Source organism: Streptosporangium sp. NPDC001681 (genome assembly GCF_040298085.1).
Taxonomy (GTDB): Bacteria; Actinomycetota; Actinomycetes; order Streptosporangiales; family Streptosporangiaceae; genus Streptosporangium.
This window is the reverse complement of the sequence record NZ_JBEOZN010000009.1, coordinates 26,240-42,136: the sequence shown is the minus strand read 5'-3', so window position 1 is coordinate 42,136 and position 15,897 is coordinate 26,240. Positions and strand designations below refer to the sequence as shown.

Genomic DNA, 15,897 nt, shown 5'->3' with positions numbered 1-15,897 from the left:
ACCGACAAACCGGCGCGGCAGATATCGAGGAGATGAAAGGATCCTGTGAACATCCATGCCACCCGCCGGACGAACCGGGTAATTTGTCGTGCGCCAGGGGAGGGGGACGATGTGAAGCACATCCGCGTTTCCGACGCCGAACGTGACCGCGCCTGTGTGATTCCGCGTGAACACTTCGCCGTGGGCCGCCTGAAGAAAGACGAACTCGACAACCGCGTCAACGCCCTTGCGGGTACAGCCAGGCCATGATCAACGGCTTGTCGTTAACCGCTGTACCAGTCCCAGGGCCGTCGCACAGTCCTATCGTTGGCTGATGCGCGCACACCATATCGACCGCCCAGCCGATCTCGACGTGGTACGTGAGTCCTATGACCGGGTGGCCGACAACTACGCCCACATGGTGGTGACGACGGGAGTCGGCGACATCCGTAGCCATCCATGGCTCAAGGCATCGATCGACGCCTTTGCTGACACCGTGAGCGAGCTTGGGCCTGTCCTCGACGTCGGCTGCGGACCCGGAACGGTGACCGCCTATCTTGCCGAACGCGGACTCGACGTGTCCGGGGTAGACCTCTCTCCTCGCATGATCGAGAACGCGCGCCGTCTTCATCCGCAATGCCGCTTCAGTGTCGCCTCTGCCACCGACCTCGACCTCGGTGAAGCGTCCCTTGGCGGCGTGCTCGGGTGGTGGTCACTGTTCAACCTCCCCCGTGACGTCCTTCCTCAGGTTCTCGCCCTGTTCGCGCGCGCGTTGAAGCCAGGCGGACACTTCATCACCGCAACACACGTCGGCGACGAAGACGCGGTGCGCACCGAGGCCTACGGAGGTGTACCCGTTCGTTGGACGACACACAAATGGCGACCGGAACAACTCGTGGACCTGATCGAGCAGGCTGGACTGCGCCCGGTCGCCGAACTTCGGCTCCCCGCAGATGAGCAAAGCGGGCCGGGTTTGGTCGTCATGGCCAAGCAACCCGGTTGAGGATCAGGCGTCGGAAGCGGCACAGGGTCTCGTGCCGGGCAAGGCTCCTCCGGACGGTTGCGACGCCGGTTGAAGGTGCTGCTCTGAAGGGCAGCAGTCGGCGCGGCGACCGCGACCGGAGCGGGCCTCGTCACGATCATGGCTGACTGGATCAATAGTCTGTTATGGGCCGTTCCTGAACTTGTTGAACCTGCCGAAGTGCCGGTCGACGATCCAGCGCGTCGGTTTGTTCGGGCGGTTGTAGACGGCCCACTCAACGCAGTCACTCGCCACGTGCGACCTCATGTCGCAGGGGTCCGTGCGACCAGCCGCAGTGCGCCACGAGGCGCTGTTTTGTCCGGATGGAGGTGAAAGACCGTCCATCTCTCCGCCGTCGTAGCGGTGGGGTGAAGCTGGAGGCAGCCGTAGCCGGGGATTGCCGGTGAGGGTGGGAGCAGCCTCGACAAAGTCGGGTCGGCCTGGCACTGCCGGATGGGCCGGGCCCGGTGAGCGAGACGAGAAGGTATACGCGAGGAACCGGTGTTGTTACGCCTCTTGAGGTCGCGCCAGCTCAAACCCGGTGGATATGGGCTGGTCAGCGGTGCGCACCTGCCTGGTATGGGCGGGGAACCCCTGGTCGGGCATTGCGCGTCTGGGCTGGGAGGCCACGGTGAAGGACTACGGCGTAGCCGTGGCGAGGCCGCAGGGGTATAGCCGGGTGCCTAACTCGTCGACCGGACAGCAGTGAACGTGGGAACCATCCGGGTTCGCTCCCCGCGACCCGTCCAACCAGGGCGGTGCGTGGGGATAGGCACGATGCCGGCCGAAGGGCGCGGATGGGACGGAGCCGTCGTAGTACTCCGAGCCGGGGAGAGCCCGGCACCTGGGGAAGGGCGGCAGCGTGTCAGTTAAGGAGAAGAGTGCAATGTCCGAAGACGCGGCGGTGAATACCGGCGCTGCCAGATGGCCGGATCCTGATTCGGCTTTCTTCGCGGTACGGAGGATGCAGATCAAGTTGCACCGTTGGGCGACCGATGATCCCGGTCGCCGGTTCGGTGACCTGTTCAACCTCGTCTATGACCCGGCGTTTCTGGTGCACGCGTGGGAGCACGTCGCCTCCAACGTCGGGGCGCGGACTGCGGGGATCGACCGGGCCACGGTGGCGTCGCGTCGCGAACTGGATCTTCCGAAAACACTCCCGGCTCAGCAGGCAGGAGATGCGTCGCAGATTTTGTCAGCCGGGCTCCTGGAAGATCGCTTATGACGGTATCGAGTTCACCGGCGCCGCCTGCGTCGCAGTGACTCGCTACCGCTACCGCGGGGCCAAGATTCCTACCCCGTGGACCCCGACACCGGCAGCCGCCCAAGCCGGCGGCTGACCAACGGTCACGACACGTGGAGAGCCCAGTGCCTTGTGAGGGGCACGCCGGGTTCGGCGGGCGGGTCGGGGAAACGGACTGATCGCAAGGTCAGTACCGCGCCCCGGCCCGACCCAACAAGTAGGGCGTCCGTGCAGGTTGCGGCGTCTTGGAACGGTCTCTCGGAACGCGGAGGTTGTGAGAGGGATTCTGCGAACGGCGACCTGGGGGAACGCCTCACCGGACCAGGGGGCGCTGACCTCGCGCAACTGACCATTTCTGCGAACCACACGAGCTACATCCGGGTCCGCGCGTACGCGTGCAGTGCGTCGCGGACGAACGTCGCCCCCGCGGCGTCGTCGTACATGCCGGCGAAGCGGGGGTCGTCGACGAACATGTCCCCAATGCCGTTCACCATCTCGATCGAGCGCTCCCGGTCGCCCTCGGCGGTGGGGGTGCCCGGGATCTGACTCAGCCACCGGACGTGCCGGGCAGCCAGCGACTGAGCGTGTTCCGATGTCGGCGAATCCCCGGCCTTCACTGCGGCGACCCATGCGGCGACGAGGTCGTCGGTGTCCTGCTTCCAGGCCCGCTGCTGGTCGAGGCTCTTGCCATGCCACCAGTCGTTGCTCACTTGGAACGCGCGCTCGCCCCAGCGTGAGATCACCTCGTCCTTGTAGCGGTCGTTGAACCCCGCCAACATAACGTCCATCCGCGGTTCCGCCCCCGCCTGCAGAGCCTCGAGCGTGTGACGCACAGACCGGACCTGCCGTTCGATGCGGGCGCGTTCCTCTTCCAACGCGGCGATGTGGGCACGGAGCCCGTCGAGCGCGTCCACCTCCTCGGCCAAGACCTCGGCGATGGCCGGCAAGCCCATGCCGAGCCGGCGCATGAGCAGGATCCGCTGTAGCCGGGCGACCGCGGTGGGGTTGTAGTAGCGGTACCCGTTCGCGCCGACCCGGGACGGGACCAGGAGCCCGACGCGGTCGTAGTGACGCAGGGTCCGGCTGGTGATGCCGGCCCTCACCGCGAGTTCCTGGATCGTCCACTCCATCCCTCCAGTGTTACCCGCGGCGGAGAGTGGTTGCGATGATCTCCGAGGCGTCGGCGTGCAGGGCTTGGGCCGCCGTCTGCCCGGTCGCCGCCAGGTAGGTGTCGACCAGCCGGTTGCCCGCGGCGTACCCCGCGCCCATCGGCAATCCCACCGGGGTGACACCGAGGTGCTCGGCGCCGGGGTCGCCGTGCACCCAGGCGGTGAAGTTCTGCATGCCTGTCACGTCGAGCCCGGTGAGCACCTTGGCGAAGACCTCGTCGTCGTGCAGGTGCGGCACGCCGATGCGGGCGGGGCCAAGTTCGTCGCCGTAGAGCTGACGGGCGAAGGCGTCGGCCAGGCCCTCGCCGACGATGTGCTCGCCGACCGTGACGGTCATCGGGTCCCACACCACCCCGCCCGGGCTCCACCGCAGGTTGTGGTGGAGTTCGTGCACGGCGGTGGCCTCCAGCCGCTCCACGTTCTCGGGGAAGGGCCAGAACGTGATGGCGATGTTGCCCGAGATGCCGCCGAACCCGGTCAATCCTTGGCAGGGACCCATGAAGTGTTCGTCACCCGGATCGCCGAGGACGAACAGCACGGTGATGTCCGGGGCCTCCAGCCCCGGCGTCGCCTCCAGCAGTACGGCGAGAGCGTCGTCGAGCGCGCGTTGCATCCGCTCCCAGGCCCCGGCCGCCGCCAGGGTTTCGAGCGCGTCGAGGCAACGCTCCTCGTCGCGGTCGATGGGGAACCCGGACGTTGCGAGGTGTATGGCCACCAGGTCGACCTCGCCGGGGTGGTAGCGGTACATGCCGCTGTTGGGCTCCAGCATCGAACGCAGCAGGTCAGCGCGGTCCGCGACCGGGGCCAGCAGGATCCGCCGCATGGCGGAGTAGGTGTCAAGAACAGTGATCGACATGGCCCCGATGCTAGAAGTTGACGCAGCGTCAAGGTCAAACCAGCGGCGCTCTTCGTCGAGGTACGGCCGGCATGCCGTCACCCAGTCCCGTCATGACCGGCGGTTCGCCGCTGCGATTGAAGAGCCTCCCGGTCACCTGGGACGTGTGACCGCAAGCCGGTGACGGGGCAGGTCGCGTACGGCCGCCCGCCACCGCTGTGGTTGCTCGCCTGCGGCGATCGCGTCCGCGGCGCCGTACAGGACGGTGAACAGGATCGTGGCCGCGGCATGCGGGTCGACCTGGCGGAACGCGCCCTCGTCCATCCCACGCCGCAGCGCCCTGACGATGGCGGCGATGGTCTCCCGCCGCCCTTCGTCTTCGGGGGCAGGGGCGGAGTGGAAGACCACAGTGTGCAGGCTGCCTGGCCGGGCGATGGTCTCGATGGCCGGTGTGCATGAATCGGTATGTGGAAGGTTTCCCGCGAAGGAGCAGGTGGGTCAGCCGGCCTACGACCTGCCTGCTCCTTAACGCCTGGTCACGCTCGATCCAAGACCATCAGATGTTCAGGTCTCGGCGTTGATGCATACGGCCGTCCCTGCCGAGCTCGATGGCAGTGTCGGCTCCAATCCGCTCGAGGAACGCGAAGTCGTGGCTGACGACGAGAAGGGCCCCGCGGTACGCATCGAGGGCCTCCGCGAGCTGCTCGACGCTGGCGATATCGAGATTGTTGGTGGGCTCATCCAGGACCAGCAGCTGAGCCGGCGGCTCCGACAAGAGGAGTCGCGCGAGGGAGACGCGGAACCGCTCGCCGCCGGATAGCGTACGCACTGGACGATCGGCGCTGTCGCCCCGCAGAAGAAGCCGGGCGAGCTGGTTGCGGATGGTGCCTGCCGGCGTCCCAGGGGCGACCGACTGCACATTCGCCATCGCGCTCGCATCGTCGTCGAGCCCGTCGAGACGCTGGGGGAGGTAGCCGACGAGCTCGGTCAGGAGACGTCCATGCGGCCGATCGGGCGCGGGAGCCGTGCCGCGGATGAGCTGCTCGATCAAAGTCGACTTTCCGGTGCCGTTCGCCCCGACAAGCGCGACCCGCTCCGGCCCTTGGATCACGAAGGCGCGGTCCTGGTCATGCAGCTCCGCGAGGCGCCTTCCGCGCGGAACGTCGGGATCAGGCAGGACGAGGGTGATGTGCTCCTCCTCGCGTACGCGGGCGTCCGCGGCGTCGACTGCGGCCTGGGCCGCCTGGACCTTGTTGTCGAGCGTGGAGCGCAACGAGCCTGCGGACGCCTGGGCCTTGCTGGCACGGTTGCCCGCCAGGATCTTCGGGATGCCGCCGTCCCTCTGGGTCTTCTTCGCAGTGCGTTCCCTGCGCGCCAGCTTCGTCTCCGCCTCGACGCGCTGCCGCTTCTCGACCTTGAGCGCCTGCTGGGCCGACCGCGCGGCTTGGACCGCCGCCGCCTGCTCTTGCTCCTGGTATTCCTTCCAGGCGCTGTAAGGGCCGCCGAAGGTGTCGAGGGTGCAGCCGTAGAGCTCGACGGTGTTCTCCATGTGCTCCAGCAGTTCGAGGTCGTGGCTGACCACGACGAGGGTCCCCGGCCACTGGTCGACGAAGTCGGCGAGCTTGGCGCGGGTAGGCAGGTCGAGGTTGTTCGTGGGCTCGTCGAGCAGGGTGATCGGAGTGCGGCGGACGCGCAGCCCGGTGATGGCGATGAGCATCGCCTCACCGCCGGAGACCTCGGCCACGCGGCGGTCGAGGTCTCCGGCGGTGAATCCGATCTGATGTAGGGCTTCGTCGGCGCGGGACTCGATGTCCCAGTCATCGCCGATCGTGTCGAAGTGGCGCTCGTCGACGTCGCCGGACTCGATGGCCCTCATCGCGGCGATGATCCCATCGATCCCGAGGAGCTCGGCGATCGTCGCCTCTTGCCGGAGCGTGAGCGTCTGGGGCAGGTAACCGACCTCGCCGATGGTGTCGATCTGGCCGACGGTCGGCTGCAGGATGCCTGCGATCAGCCGCAGCAGCGTCGACTTCCCGGCACCGTTGCGCCCGATCAAGCCGGTGCGGCCGGTGCTGAAGGTGCCGTTGACGCCCGAGAGTGCAACCGTGCCGTCTGGCCATTCGAAGGTCAGATCGCGGAAAGTGATGGCGGACTTCGTGGACATGGGTGATGTTTCTCTTCCTTCTTCCCGTCAGTCGCGGAAGGGCGTGACGGGGACCGGTTCGGTGTTGACGGGAGCGGCGATGGTGGGGTCCGCCGCGAGGTATTTGGCGTGGAGCTGACCGCAAGCGGCATCAATGCCGGTGCCGAACTGCCGTCGCCTCGTCGCGTGCACGCCGCGCACGGTCAGCCCGCGCACGAACTCGTCTACTCGGATGGAGGACGGGGCTCGGTAGTCCGGCGGCGCTCCTGCCGCCTCGTTGTAGCGGATGACGCTGACGTGGAACAGCTCGGGCCGAGAGCGCGCACGGACCAGTTCGGCGAGAGCAGCGAGATGGTCGTCGCTGTCGTTGACGCCGGCGATGAGCAGATAGGCGAGGTAGACCTTTCGGCGGCTCGTGGCGGCGTGCCGGTCGAGGATGTCGAGGCTCTGCGGGAGCGGAAAGCGTTCCTCGAGCGGGATGATGCGGGCACGCTCCTGCGCGAACGGTGAGTGCACGGACAGGGTGATCGTCACCTGTGGGTGCTCGTCGACCAGGCGGGTGAGGTTCGGCGCGAACCCCACGGTGGACACGGTCACCCGTCGTGCGGACATCCCCGCGTAGCCCGCGTCGGTCAGCAGGGTGAGCGCGTCGAACACGTGAGGGTTGGCGAGCGCCTCTCCCATCCCCATGAACGCGACACTCGCGGGTCGGGGCAGCCCTTCGCGGGTCCAGTGCGGGTGCATCATCTGGGCGACGATCTCGTCGGCAGTGAGGTTGCGGACCAGGCCCACCGCGCCGGTGGAGCAGAAGGTGCAGCCCAGGCCGCACCCGGCCTGCGACGAGATGCACATGGAGTCCCATCCGGCTCGATAGTGAGACACGACGGTCTCGATGCGGGCGCCGCTTTCGGATGCGAATAGCACCTTCTCAACCTGTTCGTCTCGTTGGACTTCCAGCGGGGTCAGGGGGTGCAGCCGTGGACCGAATCGTTCCGCGAGATCGGCACGCAGGCCGGCAGGCAGCGCATGAACGTCGGCGAAGGTCTCGGCCGTCGAGCTCTGCCACGCGGCGATGAGCTGACCAAAGCGGAACGCAGGTGCACCGGTCTGTGCGAGATGGTCGCGAATGCGCATCCAGCGGCTCCTCGTGGTCAGGACAGTGCTCACGTGTCACCGCCCGTCGGAGGCAAGACCTCACGACCCCGGTAGACGCCGCAGTGCCGGCATGCGCGGTGTGGCGGGGTGGGCTTGCCGCAGGCGGGATTCGTGCAGGTGGTGAGCGTCGGGGCGCTCGTCTTCCAGTGAGCGCGACGGTGACGGGTGCGGGAACGCGACGTGCGGTGCTGCATGGCCATGGCCTTTCGTGAGTGGTTGCGAATGCCAACGGAACTGGCGGGACAACCGACCACGGGCCGTGAGTCACTGCGGCGAGAGATTCGATCAGTGCTGCCGGGGCACCATCTGTCTGCGGAACTGGGCCGCTGCCCGAGTGCTGGGCGATGGATGGATGGCACGGGGAGGATCGAAGTCGCGCGCGTTCGCAGGCACAAACCGGGGACCGAGGTCGGTGCGGTGCGAACGTGCCGGCACGTTTCACGCAGAGGTGTCAACGCCTCGGACGGGCGGACTCACGCTGCTGCGCTAGGAGAACGGTCATTCACCAGCGTGGGCATCGCCCACACGGATGAAAGCCACCGGCAGTTCGGTGGCTAGATTCTGTCGACCTCAATCATGGCACCCATCGTAACAAGGACCTCCTATGAGTTCGAACCCGATTCACTCCCGCTGAAGGTTTCGCCGGCGGAACTCACGGGTTTCCGCTTCTCCAGGTCCTCCTGGGCTCGTTCGTGGTGCATCGCAGGCAGGGGCACCGTGGCTGGTGCTGGACCCTGCGGTCGCTGAGTCCGGAAGCCATCCTTACCTTTCTGATGCGGTTCTTCGTGTGGATCCTGTGGCCCTTTCGCCGGGTCGGGCGCCTGTTCACCTGGATCGGGAAGCTCCTGTCCGAGCTGGGAAACCTCTAACGATCTTTGGTCGTGAGCTTCACAGCGGGCGGCCAGGCACGGCCCGGGGCCGTCCCAATGATCTCCAAGCCGGTTCCCAGTGCCGGTCCGTAGCTTCGTCCTCGACTCCCGCGGCCCGACGCGACAGGGGTTGGGGCGGGCAGGTGAGCAACGGTGAGGAGCGAGATCGTGACGGTGTCCGGAAACGGCCGGATGATCGCTGAAAAGCGGATCGACGAGTGCCTGCGCGACAGGTCGAGCACGCTCGATCTGTCCGGGCTCGGCCTGAGGACGGTGCCCGAGTCGCTCGGCGGCCTCACCCACCTCACCGTGCTCCACCTGGAGAACAACGAACTGACCGCTGTTCCCGAGTGGCTGGGAAACCTCTCCCACCTGAGCACGCTCCACCTGGAGAACAACCAGCTGATCGCCCTCCCCGAGTCGTTGGGAAACCTTCCCCACCTGAGCACGCTCCACCTGGAGAACAACCGGTTGACCCCCCTGCCGCCGCCCCACACCGCGGATCGGCGGCTGTCCCGGCGCCGTGTCCTGCTCCTGGGCGGACTCGGGGCCCTGGCCGCGGTCGGCGTGCCGGTCGCGATCGCTCTCGCCCGCACCATCGAGCTCCCCCCAAGCGCCACCCTCGAACTCCCACCGACCGCCACCCCCGAACTCCCCCCGACCGCCACCCTCACCGGCTACATCGGCACCGTCTACTCGATGGCCTTCAGCCCGGACGGCAAGATCCTCGCCGCCGGCGGCCACGACGACACAGTGCGGTTGTGGAACGTGGCCGGCCGTAAAACCATTGCCACCCTCCCCAGCCACACCAGCATCGTCTACTCGGTGGTCTTCAGCCCGGACGGTAAAACCCTCGCCACCGCCGGTGGCCTCGACGGCACGGTGCGGCTGTGGGGCGTGACCGGCCGCAAAACCGTTGCCACCGCCGCCCTCACCAGCAGCCCCGTCTACTCGATGGCCTTCAGCCCGGACGGTAAGATCCTCGCCACCGGCGGCAGCGACACGGTGCAGTTATGGGACGTGGCCGGCCGCAAAACCATTGCCACCCTCGACAGCCACACCAGCGACTGGTTCCACTCGATGGCCTTCAGCCCGGACGGCAAAACCCTCGCCACCGCCGGCAGCATCAACGGAGAGGTGCGGCTGTGGGACGTGGCCGGCCGCAAAACCGTTGTCACCGCCACCCTCAGCGGCCACACCGCCTATGTCCGCTCGGTGGCTTTCAGCCCGGACGGCAAATTCCTCGCCACCGGCAGCGACGACGGCTGGGTACTCGTGTGGGACGTGGCCGGCCGCGAAACCGCCACCACCCTCAGCGGCTACACCGGCGCCGTCTCCTCGGTGGCCTTCAGCCCGGACGGCAAGACCCTCGCCGCCGGCGGCCTCGACGACACGGTGCGGCTGTGGGACGTGGCCGGCCGCGAACCCACCATCCTCACCAGCAACACCGAGAACATCTACGAGGTGGTCTTCAGCCCGGACGGCAAAACCCTCGCCGCCGGGAGCGAAGACGGCACAATACGGCTGTGGAGCACTACTCGCCCCGTCACCGAGGCCACTCACTCCTAATCGGCTCGGAACAGGAATCCACGCTTGTGCTGCCTCTCAAGGCGTCGATCACGGCCAGCTCTGCGGCAGTGGCCTGGAAACTCCACAAGCGTCGGCGGCCGGTCCTGGCTTGCAATGGCTTGGCTGAACTCACCGCGACGCGCGGGGAGCAGGCTATCGGCGGGTCTGGCGGCTCCGCTGTGCCTGACGGCCACGAGATCACCGAGTCGGCTACGCATGGCGCCGAGTGCATCGGCCGCCCGTCGGCACCCTTGTCCATCGATCGGGCGCTGGCCGCGATCTGTCCGGAGTGGTCCCGGAACCGTCCCGTATCGGTGATCGCGCCGCTAGTGATGCGCGTCGCCGCCGGGTACGTCGAGGGAGCAGGGCCGCCGTGGGCACTATCCACCAGATCAAGGTCACCTCACCCCACAACCCACAGGAGACGAATCATGAGCGTCGTCACCTCACCCTCGTTGGACCACCGGCACGACGGGCACCCAGACCGATGAGCCGACCGGTGTGGTTACTCGACGTCGACGGGGTGATCAACGTCTCCCGGCCCGGCTGGGGCGCCGCCCCACGCAGTGGCAATGCCTACTCCGCCGGCGAGGCGTACCGTATGCGCTGGGCGCCGGCCCTGCTCGAACGCATCCGCACGCTGCACCACGCGGGCACCGTCGAGATTCGCTGGTGCAGCACCTGGTGCCCCGACGCCGACCAAGTGGAACGACTGTTCGCCCTACCCCGGCTGGACCGCGCCTGGTCCGATCACCTCACCGACACCGCCGCGACAGCGGCGAAACTCGCCGCCGCACGCCAGGTCCTCGCTCAAGGGCGACGACTCATCTGGACCGACGACGTCGAAGTGCCCACCTCCGGGCCAGTGCACGGCGAATTCACCAAAACCGGCCGAGCCCTGCTGATCGCACCCTCACCACGCCGCGGACTGCAGCCCGAACACATGGACGCGATCGAGGCATTCATCTCCGCCTCCTCGACCGAGGCCCTCAGCGCTGTCACAGATGACGCCTCAGTAGCTGACGCCCTGCTCTTCGCGCGACGCCTCCTTGACAGCTGACACGTCAACACCGCAATACTGCGGCTGCGAACGACCACTACAGAGCGGTCCGGATAGCGCTGAAGATTCACCGCCATTTATCAATGAAGATCACAGCATCAGCTGTAGATGGCGCAGCCGCGCAGAACGGTGCCGGGCGGCAACAGCATTCCATTGAGACCATCCGATAATTATCAGAATGGCGCACACTCCTGCTGGAACCCCGATGTGCCAGGTGCTGAAAATCGCGTCGACAACGACGCTGATGAGCTGAATCGCGAAAGAGCCGGCGATGAGTGCGATGACGGTGGCGGCGCACCATTTTGCCGGCCCAGCGGGCATTCGCGGCTGGGGAAGGCACAGCCGGAGTGATCCCGTGCGGCGTTTCACGGCGTCCCAGTCGGGGCGGGTGGCGGTGGCTCCTGGTCGGCGTCGGCGGCCTGCTCGGGGGCCGAGGCCTGGGCTGGGGACGCGGGCTCCGACACCGAGGACGGCGGCTGGGCCGGGGTGGGCTGCTCATCGCCGCTCTGGCTCCAAAACCATGCGAGGGCGGCGAGCCCGACCCCTTCGCGCTTTTCGGCCTCGATCTATTAAACCAATACCCGCGCCGATAATACCTGCCTTGAGACATGACGACTCCCTGAAAATGTTAGTGGCGTTTTGCCGCGTAGTGGCTTATGTGAGATGTAAACACGAGCCACCGACAGATGAGCCCGAATTCGTGGCGTTCAGGAAAGCTGTTAATGGTTAGTGTGTTTCCGCCGGGTGAGCAGATTGTCGCGTTCTTGACGTAGCAGCGGGGGCCGGCCCAGTGCCTCATACGCCACCGGAGTAGCTGGGCGAGCAGGCCCTGGCAGGGAGGGCGACGGCGTCGGCGATGACCGAGTACGGCCGGCCCGGAATCATCTGATGGTCGCTCCTGCGGCGGCCGTAGGTGTGGCAGAACAGCCGTTGCGGGCTGGTCGGCGCGTCCGGGCGCAGCCACGGTGTCACGTCGGCGGCCGGCACGATCCGCCGTCCGCCGTCCGCCGTCCGCCGTCCGCCGTCCGCCGTCCGCCGCCCTCGGCAGCGGCAGCGGCAGCGTAGCCGGCGTCCGCCGCAGCCTTCCGGTCTCGATATGGCCGTGGTTGAACGCGTCGTACAGGGCGCCGTGGCCGCGCCGGTGCTCGGGCACCGGCGCCGGCCCGACCAGGGTCCGCACCGGGCCTTCGGCGCATAAGACCGCCTCGGCCGGTTCGAACAGCTCATCGCGCTGCGCGGTGAGACAGCCGTACACCTCCTGGCGGAACTCCGACAGCTCTGCCAGCGCCTCGATACGCGAGCCTTCCCTCCACGGTTCTGGGACACTCGCGGTCGCGCACGCCAAGATGGATCCCACGGCCACCGCCTTCTCCTCGATGTCGTTCAACTCGACGATGAGACGGTGGCCGTCCGCCGTACAGCCTCAGGCCACACCCGGGCGGACACAGTCCGCTACCGCCCTTCGTGCCCTCGGATATGACCGTTCACGGCATACGCGAAGGCCGGAGGTTAAACGACAAGCTCAGGGAGCTGTGGGATCAGCGGCGGGGGAGGGCGAGGGCGCAGAGCGCGAAGACGACGGCGAAGGCGGCCTGCACGGTCATGCACACGGCGAGCGCGGTTGTGTACGTGACGCCGACAGGTGCGACTGACCCGACGGTAACCGCGGCGAGTAGCCCGCCGGCCACGGCGACGCCGAGGCCCATTGCGGCTTGTTGTGTCGTCTGGAGCGCTCCTGATGCGGCCCCGGCGGAAGCCGGGGGGACGTCGGCGATCATCGCGCCCACGAGGGGCCCGAACATGAGCGCTTGCCCGATGCCGACGCCGATCAGCAATGCAGCGAGAGTCCAGGAGTTCAGGTTGGCGCCTTGTAGGAACACCGATGTCGCGGTAATCGCAAGCAGTGCTGCCTGGATGATTCCGCCGATGATCAGCAGTCGGCGGAATCCGAAGCGCGGTGCGAGTTTTCCGGACCAGACGGAGACGACGAAGAAGCAGAGGGCGAATGGAAGCAGCACGACAGCGGCGTGCATCGGGGTCCATCCCAGCCCGGTCTGTGTGGTGAGGGCGTAGAGGAAGGTGAATGCGCCGAAGGCTGACTGGAGCATGAGTGCCATCACGAGTCCAACGCGGTAGGAACCCAGGCGGAAGAGGGGCGGCGGGACCAGTGGGACGCGGTCGCCGCGGTGCAGTTGGAGCTGCCATCTCCAGAACGCGGCGCACAGGACGGGGACGGCGACAAGCAGTGCCCAGCACCATGCGGGCCAGCCGAGCGTGGCGCCCTGAGACAGCGGGACGAGCAACGAGAGGAGGGCGGAGCCCAGAAGCACGGTGCCGATCAGGTCAAGTGAGCGGTGGCCGGGAGAGCTGGTTGCTGGCACCCAGCGCAGGGCAGCGAGAAACGCGACGACACCCATGATGACACTCACTGCGAACACCATGCGCCAGCCGGCGCCGAGGAGCGGGACGGAGAGCAGCACTCCGCCGAGGACCTGCCCGATCGCTGTTGCGCCTCCCGCGGTGGCTCCGAACAACGCGACCGCTCTGGCGCGTTCGCGCCCCTGCGTCGATGCGGTGATCGTTGCGAGCACCTGAGGAACCATCGCTGCTGCGGAGATGCCGGTGAGGGCGCGCGCGGCGATCAGGACGATGATGATGGGGGAGAGGGCCGCCATCAGGGAGAAGAGGGTGAAGCCGGCCATGCCGAGGAGGAACAGGCGGCGGCGTCCGTAGAGGTCACCGAGGCGGCCGCCGAGTACCATCGGCACCGCGAAGCTGAGTGAGTACACCGAGACCACGAGCGATTGCTCGGCAGGGGAGGCGTGCAGTGATGCGCCGATGTCGGGGACGGCGATGCCCGCGGCGGCGAAGCTGACCACCGCGAGGAGCAGAGCGGAGAGGGTGGCGAGGAGTCCGGGAAGCCCGAGCGTTCGTGGTTGGGATGGGATCGTTGGGGTTGAATCGGTGTGCGGGGTGGAAGCTGTGGTCACGTGTCGAGCCTGCGTGTTCGCGGATCCGGGTACCAGAAGCCTGTTTATGGGGGTAGTAGCCGAACCTGGCTGGGGAACCTTGGGTGCAGCAGTATGGAGTCATGACCGACACGATCTCCCCGATCGCCCGGCGTGAGCTCGGCGACTTCCTCCGCACCCGACGCGAGCGGTTGAGTCCCGACAGGGTCGGGCTTCCGGCTACCGGACGACGTCGCACGCCGGGCCTACGGCGTGAGGAGGTCGCAGTGCTCGCAGGGGTGGGGGTTACGTGGTACACCTGGCTCGAACAGGGTCGGCCGATTAATGTCAGCATGCAAGTGCTCAGAGCGGTCGGCCGGGCATTGCATTTGGATGAGGCGGAAACGCAACACTTGCAGAGGCTTGCCGGCGTGCGGACACCGCCCACCGATCCGGTCGTATGCGACCCGGCTCTGCTGACGGCCTTCCAGCCGGTGCTGGACAAGCTGGATCCCTATCCCGCGTGTCTGCAAACGCCCTTGTTCGATGTGGTGGCGTACAACCGCGCCTACCAGTACCTCTTCACCGACATGGACCTGATCCCATCCGGTGAACGGAACTGCGCTATGCAATTCTTCACGGACCCGGACTGGCGCAGCCGGTACGTCGATGACGACATCGTCGCGACCAGGATGGTGGCGAGGATGCGTGCCGCGGCGAGTGCCGGGACGGCAGGAGCGGATACCTCGAGCGTGGTCGCGCGGCTGCTGGAGCAGTCGGACGAATTCGCGCAATTGTGGAGCCGCCACGATGTGCTTCTCCAGCACTACGAGGTGAAACGCCTCGAGAGTCCGCTTGTGGGGCTTCTCCAGCTGAACTTTGTCTCCACCGACGTCACGGAGACGGGCCACCGGCTGATGGTGATGACTCCCGACGATGAGGAGTCATCGCGGAGGCTGGAAGAGTTGTCAGCCCTTGCCGCGAGTGTCGCGTAGTGGTGTCCTGACGTGCCTCTACCCGGCAACGACGGCGCGCAACCTGTCGTACGCGCCCGGACGCGACTCCGGCCCGGCTGTAGGCGCAAGGAGACCCTCCCGAAGCAGGGCTGTCATCGGCCCCGCCGGACTGGCGACGCTGCGCCGCCTGGTCAACGACGGCGTCTCGGTCACCGAGGCCGCGTGCACTCTCGAAATCGGCCGCTCCACCGCCTGCTCAGCGCTCAGGAGCGGTTGAGGTGTCTGGGTAGGGGTCGGTATCGGTTGACCGGTCAGCGCTGGGGCGGGCCGAATCCTGCGATTTCGCCGCTGTCGTGTCGCTCGAGCAGGGCCTCGGCACCGTTTTCGAGGATCCGGGCCGTGTCCGCCGCACGGGGGAGCATGGTCTTTTCGTAGGTGGCGATGGCGTCGGCGACCGTGGTGGAGCCGGCCAGCTGACCTTCTCGACGGCGCGGCCCCACTGTACGGTCCCCGGCTCCAGCGAACTGAGCAGCAGATCGCGCAACTGGCCCCGGTCGATCTCCGGTTTGAAGAGCTCGTCTTCGGCTGGGACGTGGTGGCCCAGAATCCGCCCCGTCGGATCCAACAGGCGCATCTCCTGTCCCTCCGGGCGTGCCAGCCGGAAGAACTCCTCGATCAGGCCGGCCTCGCGCAGGGCAAGTTGCCCGTCGTCGGCGTGCAGGTCGAGGGTGCCGCCCTGGTTGCGCGCCGCCGGGTGGGTGTCGCGGTCGTAGACCGTCACAGGAATGCCGTGCTTCTGCAGGATGCGAGCACAGGTGAGGCCACCGGGACCTGCTCCGATGATGCTGATTCTCGCTGCGGCCGGGGCTGGTTCGCGAGTCAACAACCCGATGATGACCACACCCCTGCGCTCTGCTGACCCAAACCTCACACCAAATCCCTTTGTCAGC

The 15,897-nt window shown here is 67.1% G+C and carries 15 protein-coding genes and 1 pseudogene; 6 read left to right on the top strand and 10 right to left on the bottom strand.

From position 1 onward, the window contains the following. The first annotated feature begins 45 nt into the window (after positions 1 to 45). From ABT130_RS06120 to ABT130_RS06110, 3 genes are all read left to right on the top strand, one after another. Positions 46 to 249, top strand: a complete 204-nt coding sequence (locus ABT130_RS06120) for a DUF1707 SHOCT-like domain-containing protein (protein ID WP_350953290.1) — start codon at positions 46 to 48, stop codon at positions 247 to 249. 64 nt (positions 250 to 313) lie between these two features. Beyond that, positions 314 to 982 carry a class I SAM-dependent methyltransferase gene (locus ABT130_RS06115; RefSeq protein ID WP_307662605.1) on the top strand — a complete coding sequence of 223 codons (669 nt, stop codon included), beginning with the start codon at positions 314 to 316 and terminating at the stop codon, positions 980 to 982. 904 nt (positions 983 to 1,886) lie between these two features. Further along, the gene (locus ABT130_RS06110; RefSeq protein WP_350953288.1) at positions 1,887 to 2,225 is read left to right on the top strand and encodes a hypothetical protein; all 339 of its coding nucleotides are present in this window, start codon (positions 1,887 to 1,889) and stop codon (positions 2,223 to 2,225) included. 389 nt (positions 2,226 to 2,614) lie between these two features. Here the strand turns inward: ABT130_RS06110 and ABT130_RS06105 are convergent, their stop codons facing one another. From ABT130_RS06105 to rpmF, 6 genes are all read right to left on the bottom strand, one after another. Beyond that, complete coding sequence (locus tag ABT130_RS06105) at positions 2,615 to 3,373, bottom strand: MerR family transcriptional regulator (RefSeq protein ID WP_350953286.1); 759 nt, start codon at positions 3,371 to 3,373, stop codon at positions 2,615 to 2,617. Between the two features lie 10 nt (positions 3,374 to 3,383). Next, a complete protein-coding gene (locus ABT130_RS06100) occupies positions 3,384 to 4,268 on the bottom strand; it encodes a DUF2268 domain-containing putative Zn-dependent protease (protein ID WP_350953284.1) in 885 nt (294 codons plus the stop codon). A gap of 132 nt (positions 4,269 to 4,400) precedes the next feature. Next, on the bottom strand, positions 4,401 to 4,655 hold the full coding sequence (locus ABT130_RS06095) for a TetR family C-terminal domain-containing protein (protein WP_350953283.1): 255 nt from the start codon (positions 4,653 to 4,655) through the stop codon (positions 4,401 to 4,403). 148 nt (positions 4,656 to 4,803) lie between these two features. Next, positions 4,804 to 6,411 carry an ABC-F family ATP-binding cassette domain-containing protein gene (locus ABT130_RS06090; RefSeq protein WP_350953281.1) on the bottom strand — a complete coding sequence of 536 codons (1,608 nt, stop codon included), beginning with the start codon at positions 6,409 to 6,411 and terminating at the stop codon, positions 4,804 to 4,806. Positions 6,412 to 6,438: 27 nt separating this feature from the next. Next, on the bottom strand, positions 6,439 to 7,524 hold the full coding sequence (locus ABT130_RS06085) for a radical SAM protein (protein ID WP_350953279.1): 1,086 nt from the start codon (positions 7,522 to 7,524) through the stop codon (positions 6,439 to 6,441). A gap of 29 nt (positions 7,525 to 7,553) precedes the next feature. Next, on the bottom strand, positions 7,554 to 7,739 hold the full coding sequence (rpmF, locus tag ABT130_RS06080; protein ID WP_350953277.1) for a 50S ribosomal protein L32: 186 nt from the start codon (positions 7,737 to 7,739) through the stop codon (positions 7,554 to 7,556). A gap of 843 nt (positions 7,740 to 8,582) precedes the next feature. On the opposite strand from rpmF, the gene ABT130_RS06075 reads away from it, so the two are divergent. Then, positions 8,583 to 9,983: an eIF2A-related protein gene (locus ABT130_RS06075; RefSeq protein ID WP_350953275.1), complete on the top strand. Its 1,401-nt coding sequence runs from the start codon at positions 8,583 to 8,585 to the stop codon at positions 9,981 to 9,983. 499 nt (positions 9,984 to 10,482) lie between these two features. After that, on the top strand, positions 10,483 to 11,043 hold the full coding sequence (locus ABT130_RS06070) for a hypothetical protein (RefSeq protein ID WP_350953273.1): 561 nt from the start codon (positions 10,483 to 10,485) through the stop codon (positions 11,041 to 11,043). 795 nt (positions 11,044 to 11,838) lie between these two features. Here ABT130_RS06070 and ABT130_RS06065 read toward each other — a convergent pair. The 3 genes and pseudogenes from ABT130_RS06065 to ABT130_RS06060 all read right to left on the bottom strand — a co-directional run bounded on the left by ABT130_RS06065 (position 11,839) and on the right by ABT130_RS06060 (position 14,033). Beyond that, the gene (locus ABT130_RS06065) at positions 11,839 to 12,030 is read right to left on the bottom strand and encodes a hypothetical protein (protein WP_350953271.1); all 192 of its coding nucleotides are present in this window, start codon (positions 12,028 to 12,030) and stop codon (positions 11,839 to 11,841) included. Positions 12,031 to 12,088: 58 nt separating this feature from the next. After that, positions 12,089 to 12,298: pseudogene (locus tag ABT130_RS47735) on the bottom strand (transposase); the annotation flags it as partial. Positions 12,299 to 12,581: 283 nt separating this feature from the next. Beyond that, positions 12,582 to 14,033 (bottom strand): MFS transporter, encoded by a 1,452-nt coding sequence (locus tag ABT130_RS06060; protein ID WP_350953269.1) that lies wholly within the window; start codon positions 14,031 to 14,033, stop codon positions 12,582 to 12,584. 101 nt (positions 14,034 to 14,134) lie between these two features. Here ABT130_RS06060 and ABT130_RS06055 point away from each other — a divergent pair, with 101 nt between their 5' ends. Then, on the top strand, positions 14,135 to 14,986 hold the full coding sequence (locus tag ABT130_RS06055; RefSeq protein ID WP_350953267.1) for a helix-turn-helix transcriptional regulator: 852 nt from the start codon (positions 14,135 to 14,137) through the stop codon (positions 14,984 to 14,986). A gap of 217 nt (positions 14,987 to 15,203) precedes the next feature. Here the strand turns inward: ABT130_RS06055 and ABT130_RS06050 are convergent, their stop codons facing one another. Next, complete coding sequence (locus ABT130_RS06050; protein WP_350953265.1) at positions 15,204 to 15,848, bottom strand: FAD-dependent oxidoreductase; 645 nt, start codon at positions 15,846 to 15,848, stop codon at positions 15,204 to 15,206. Positions 15,849 to 15,897: the final 49 nt, after the last annotated feature.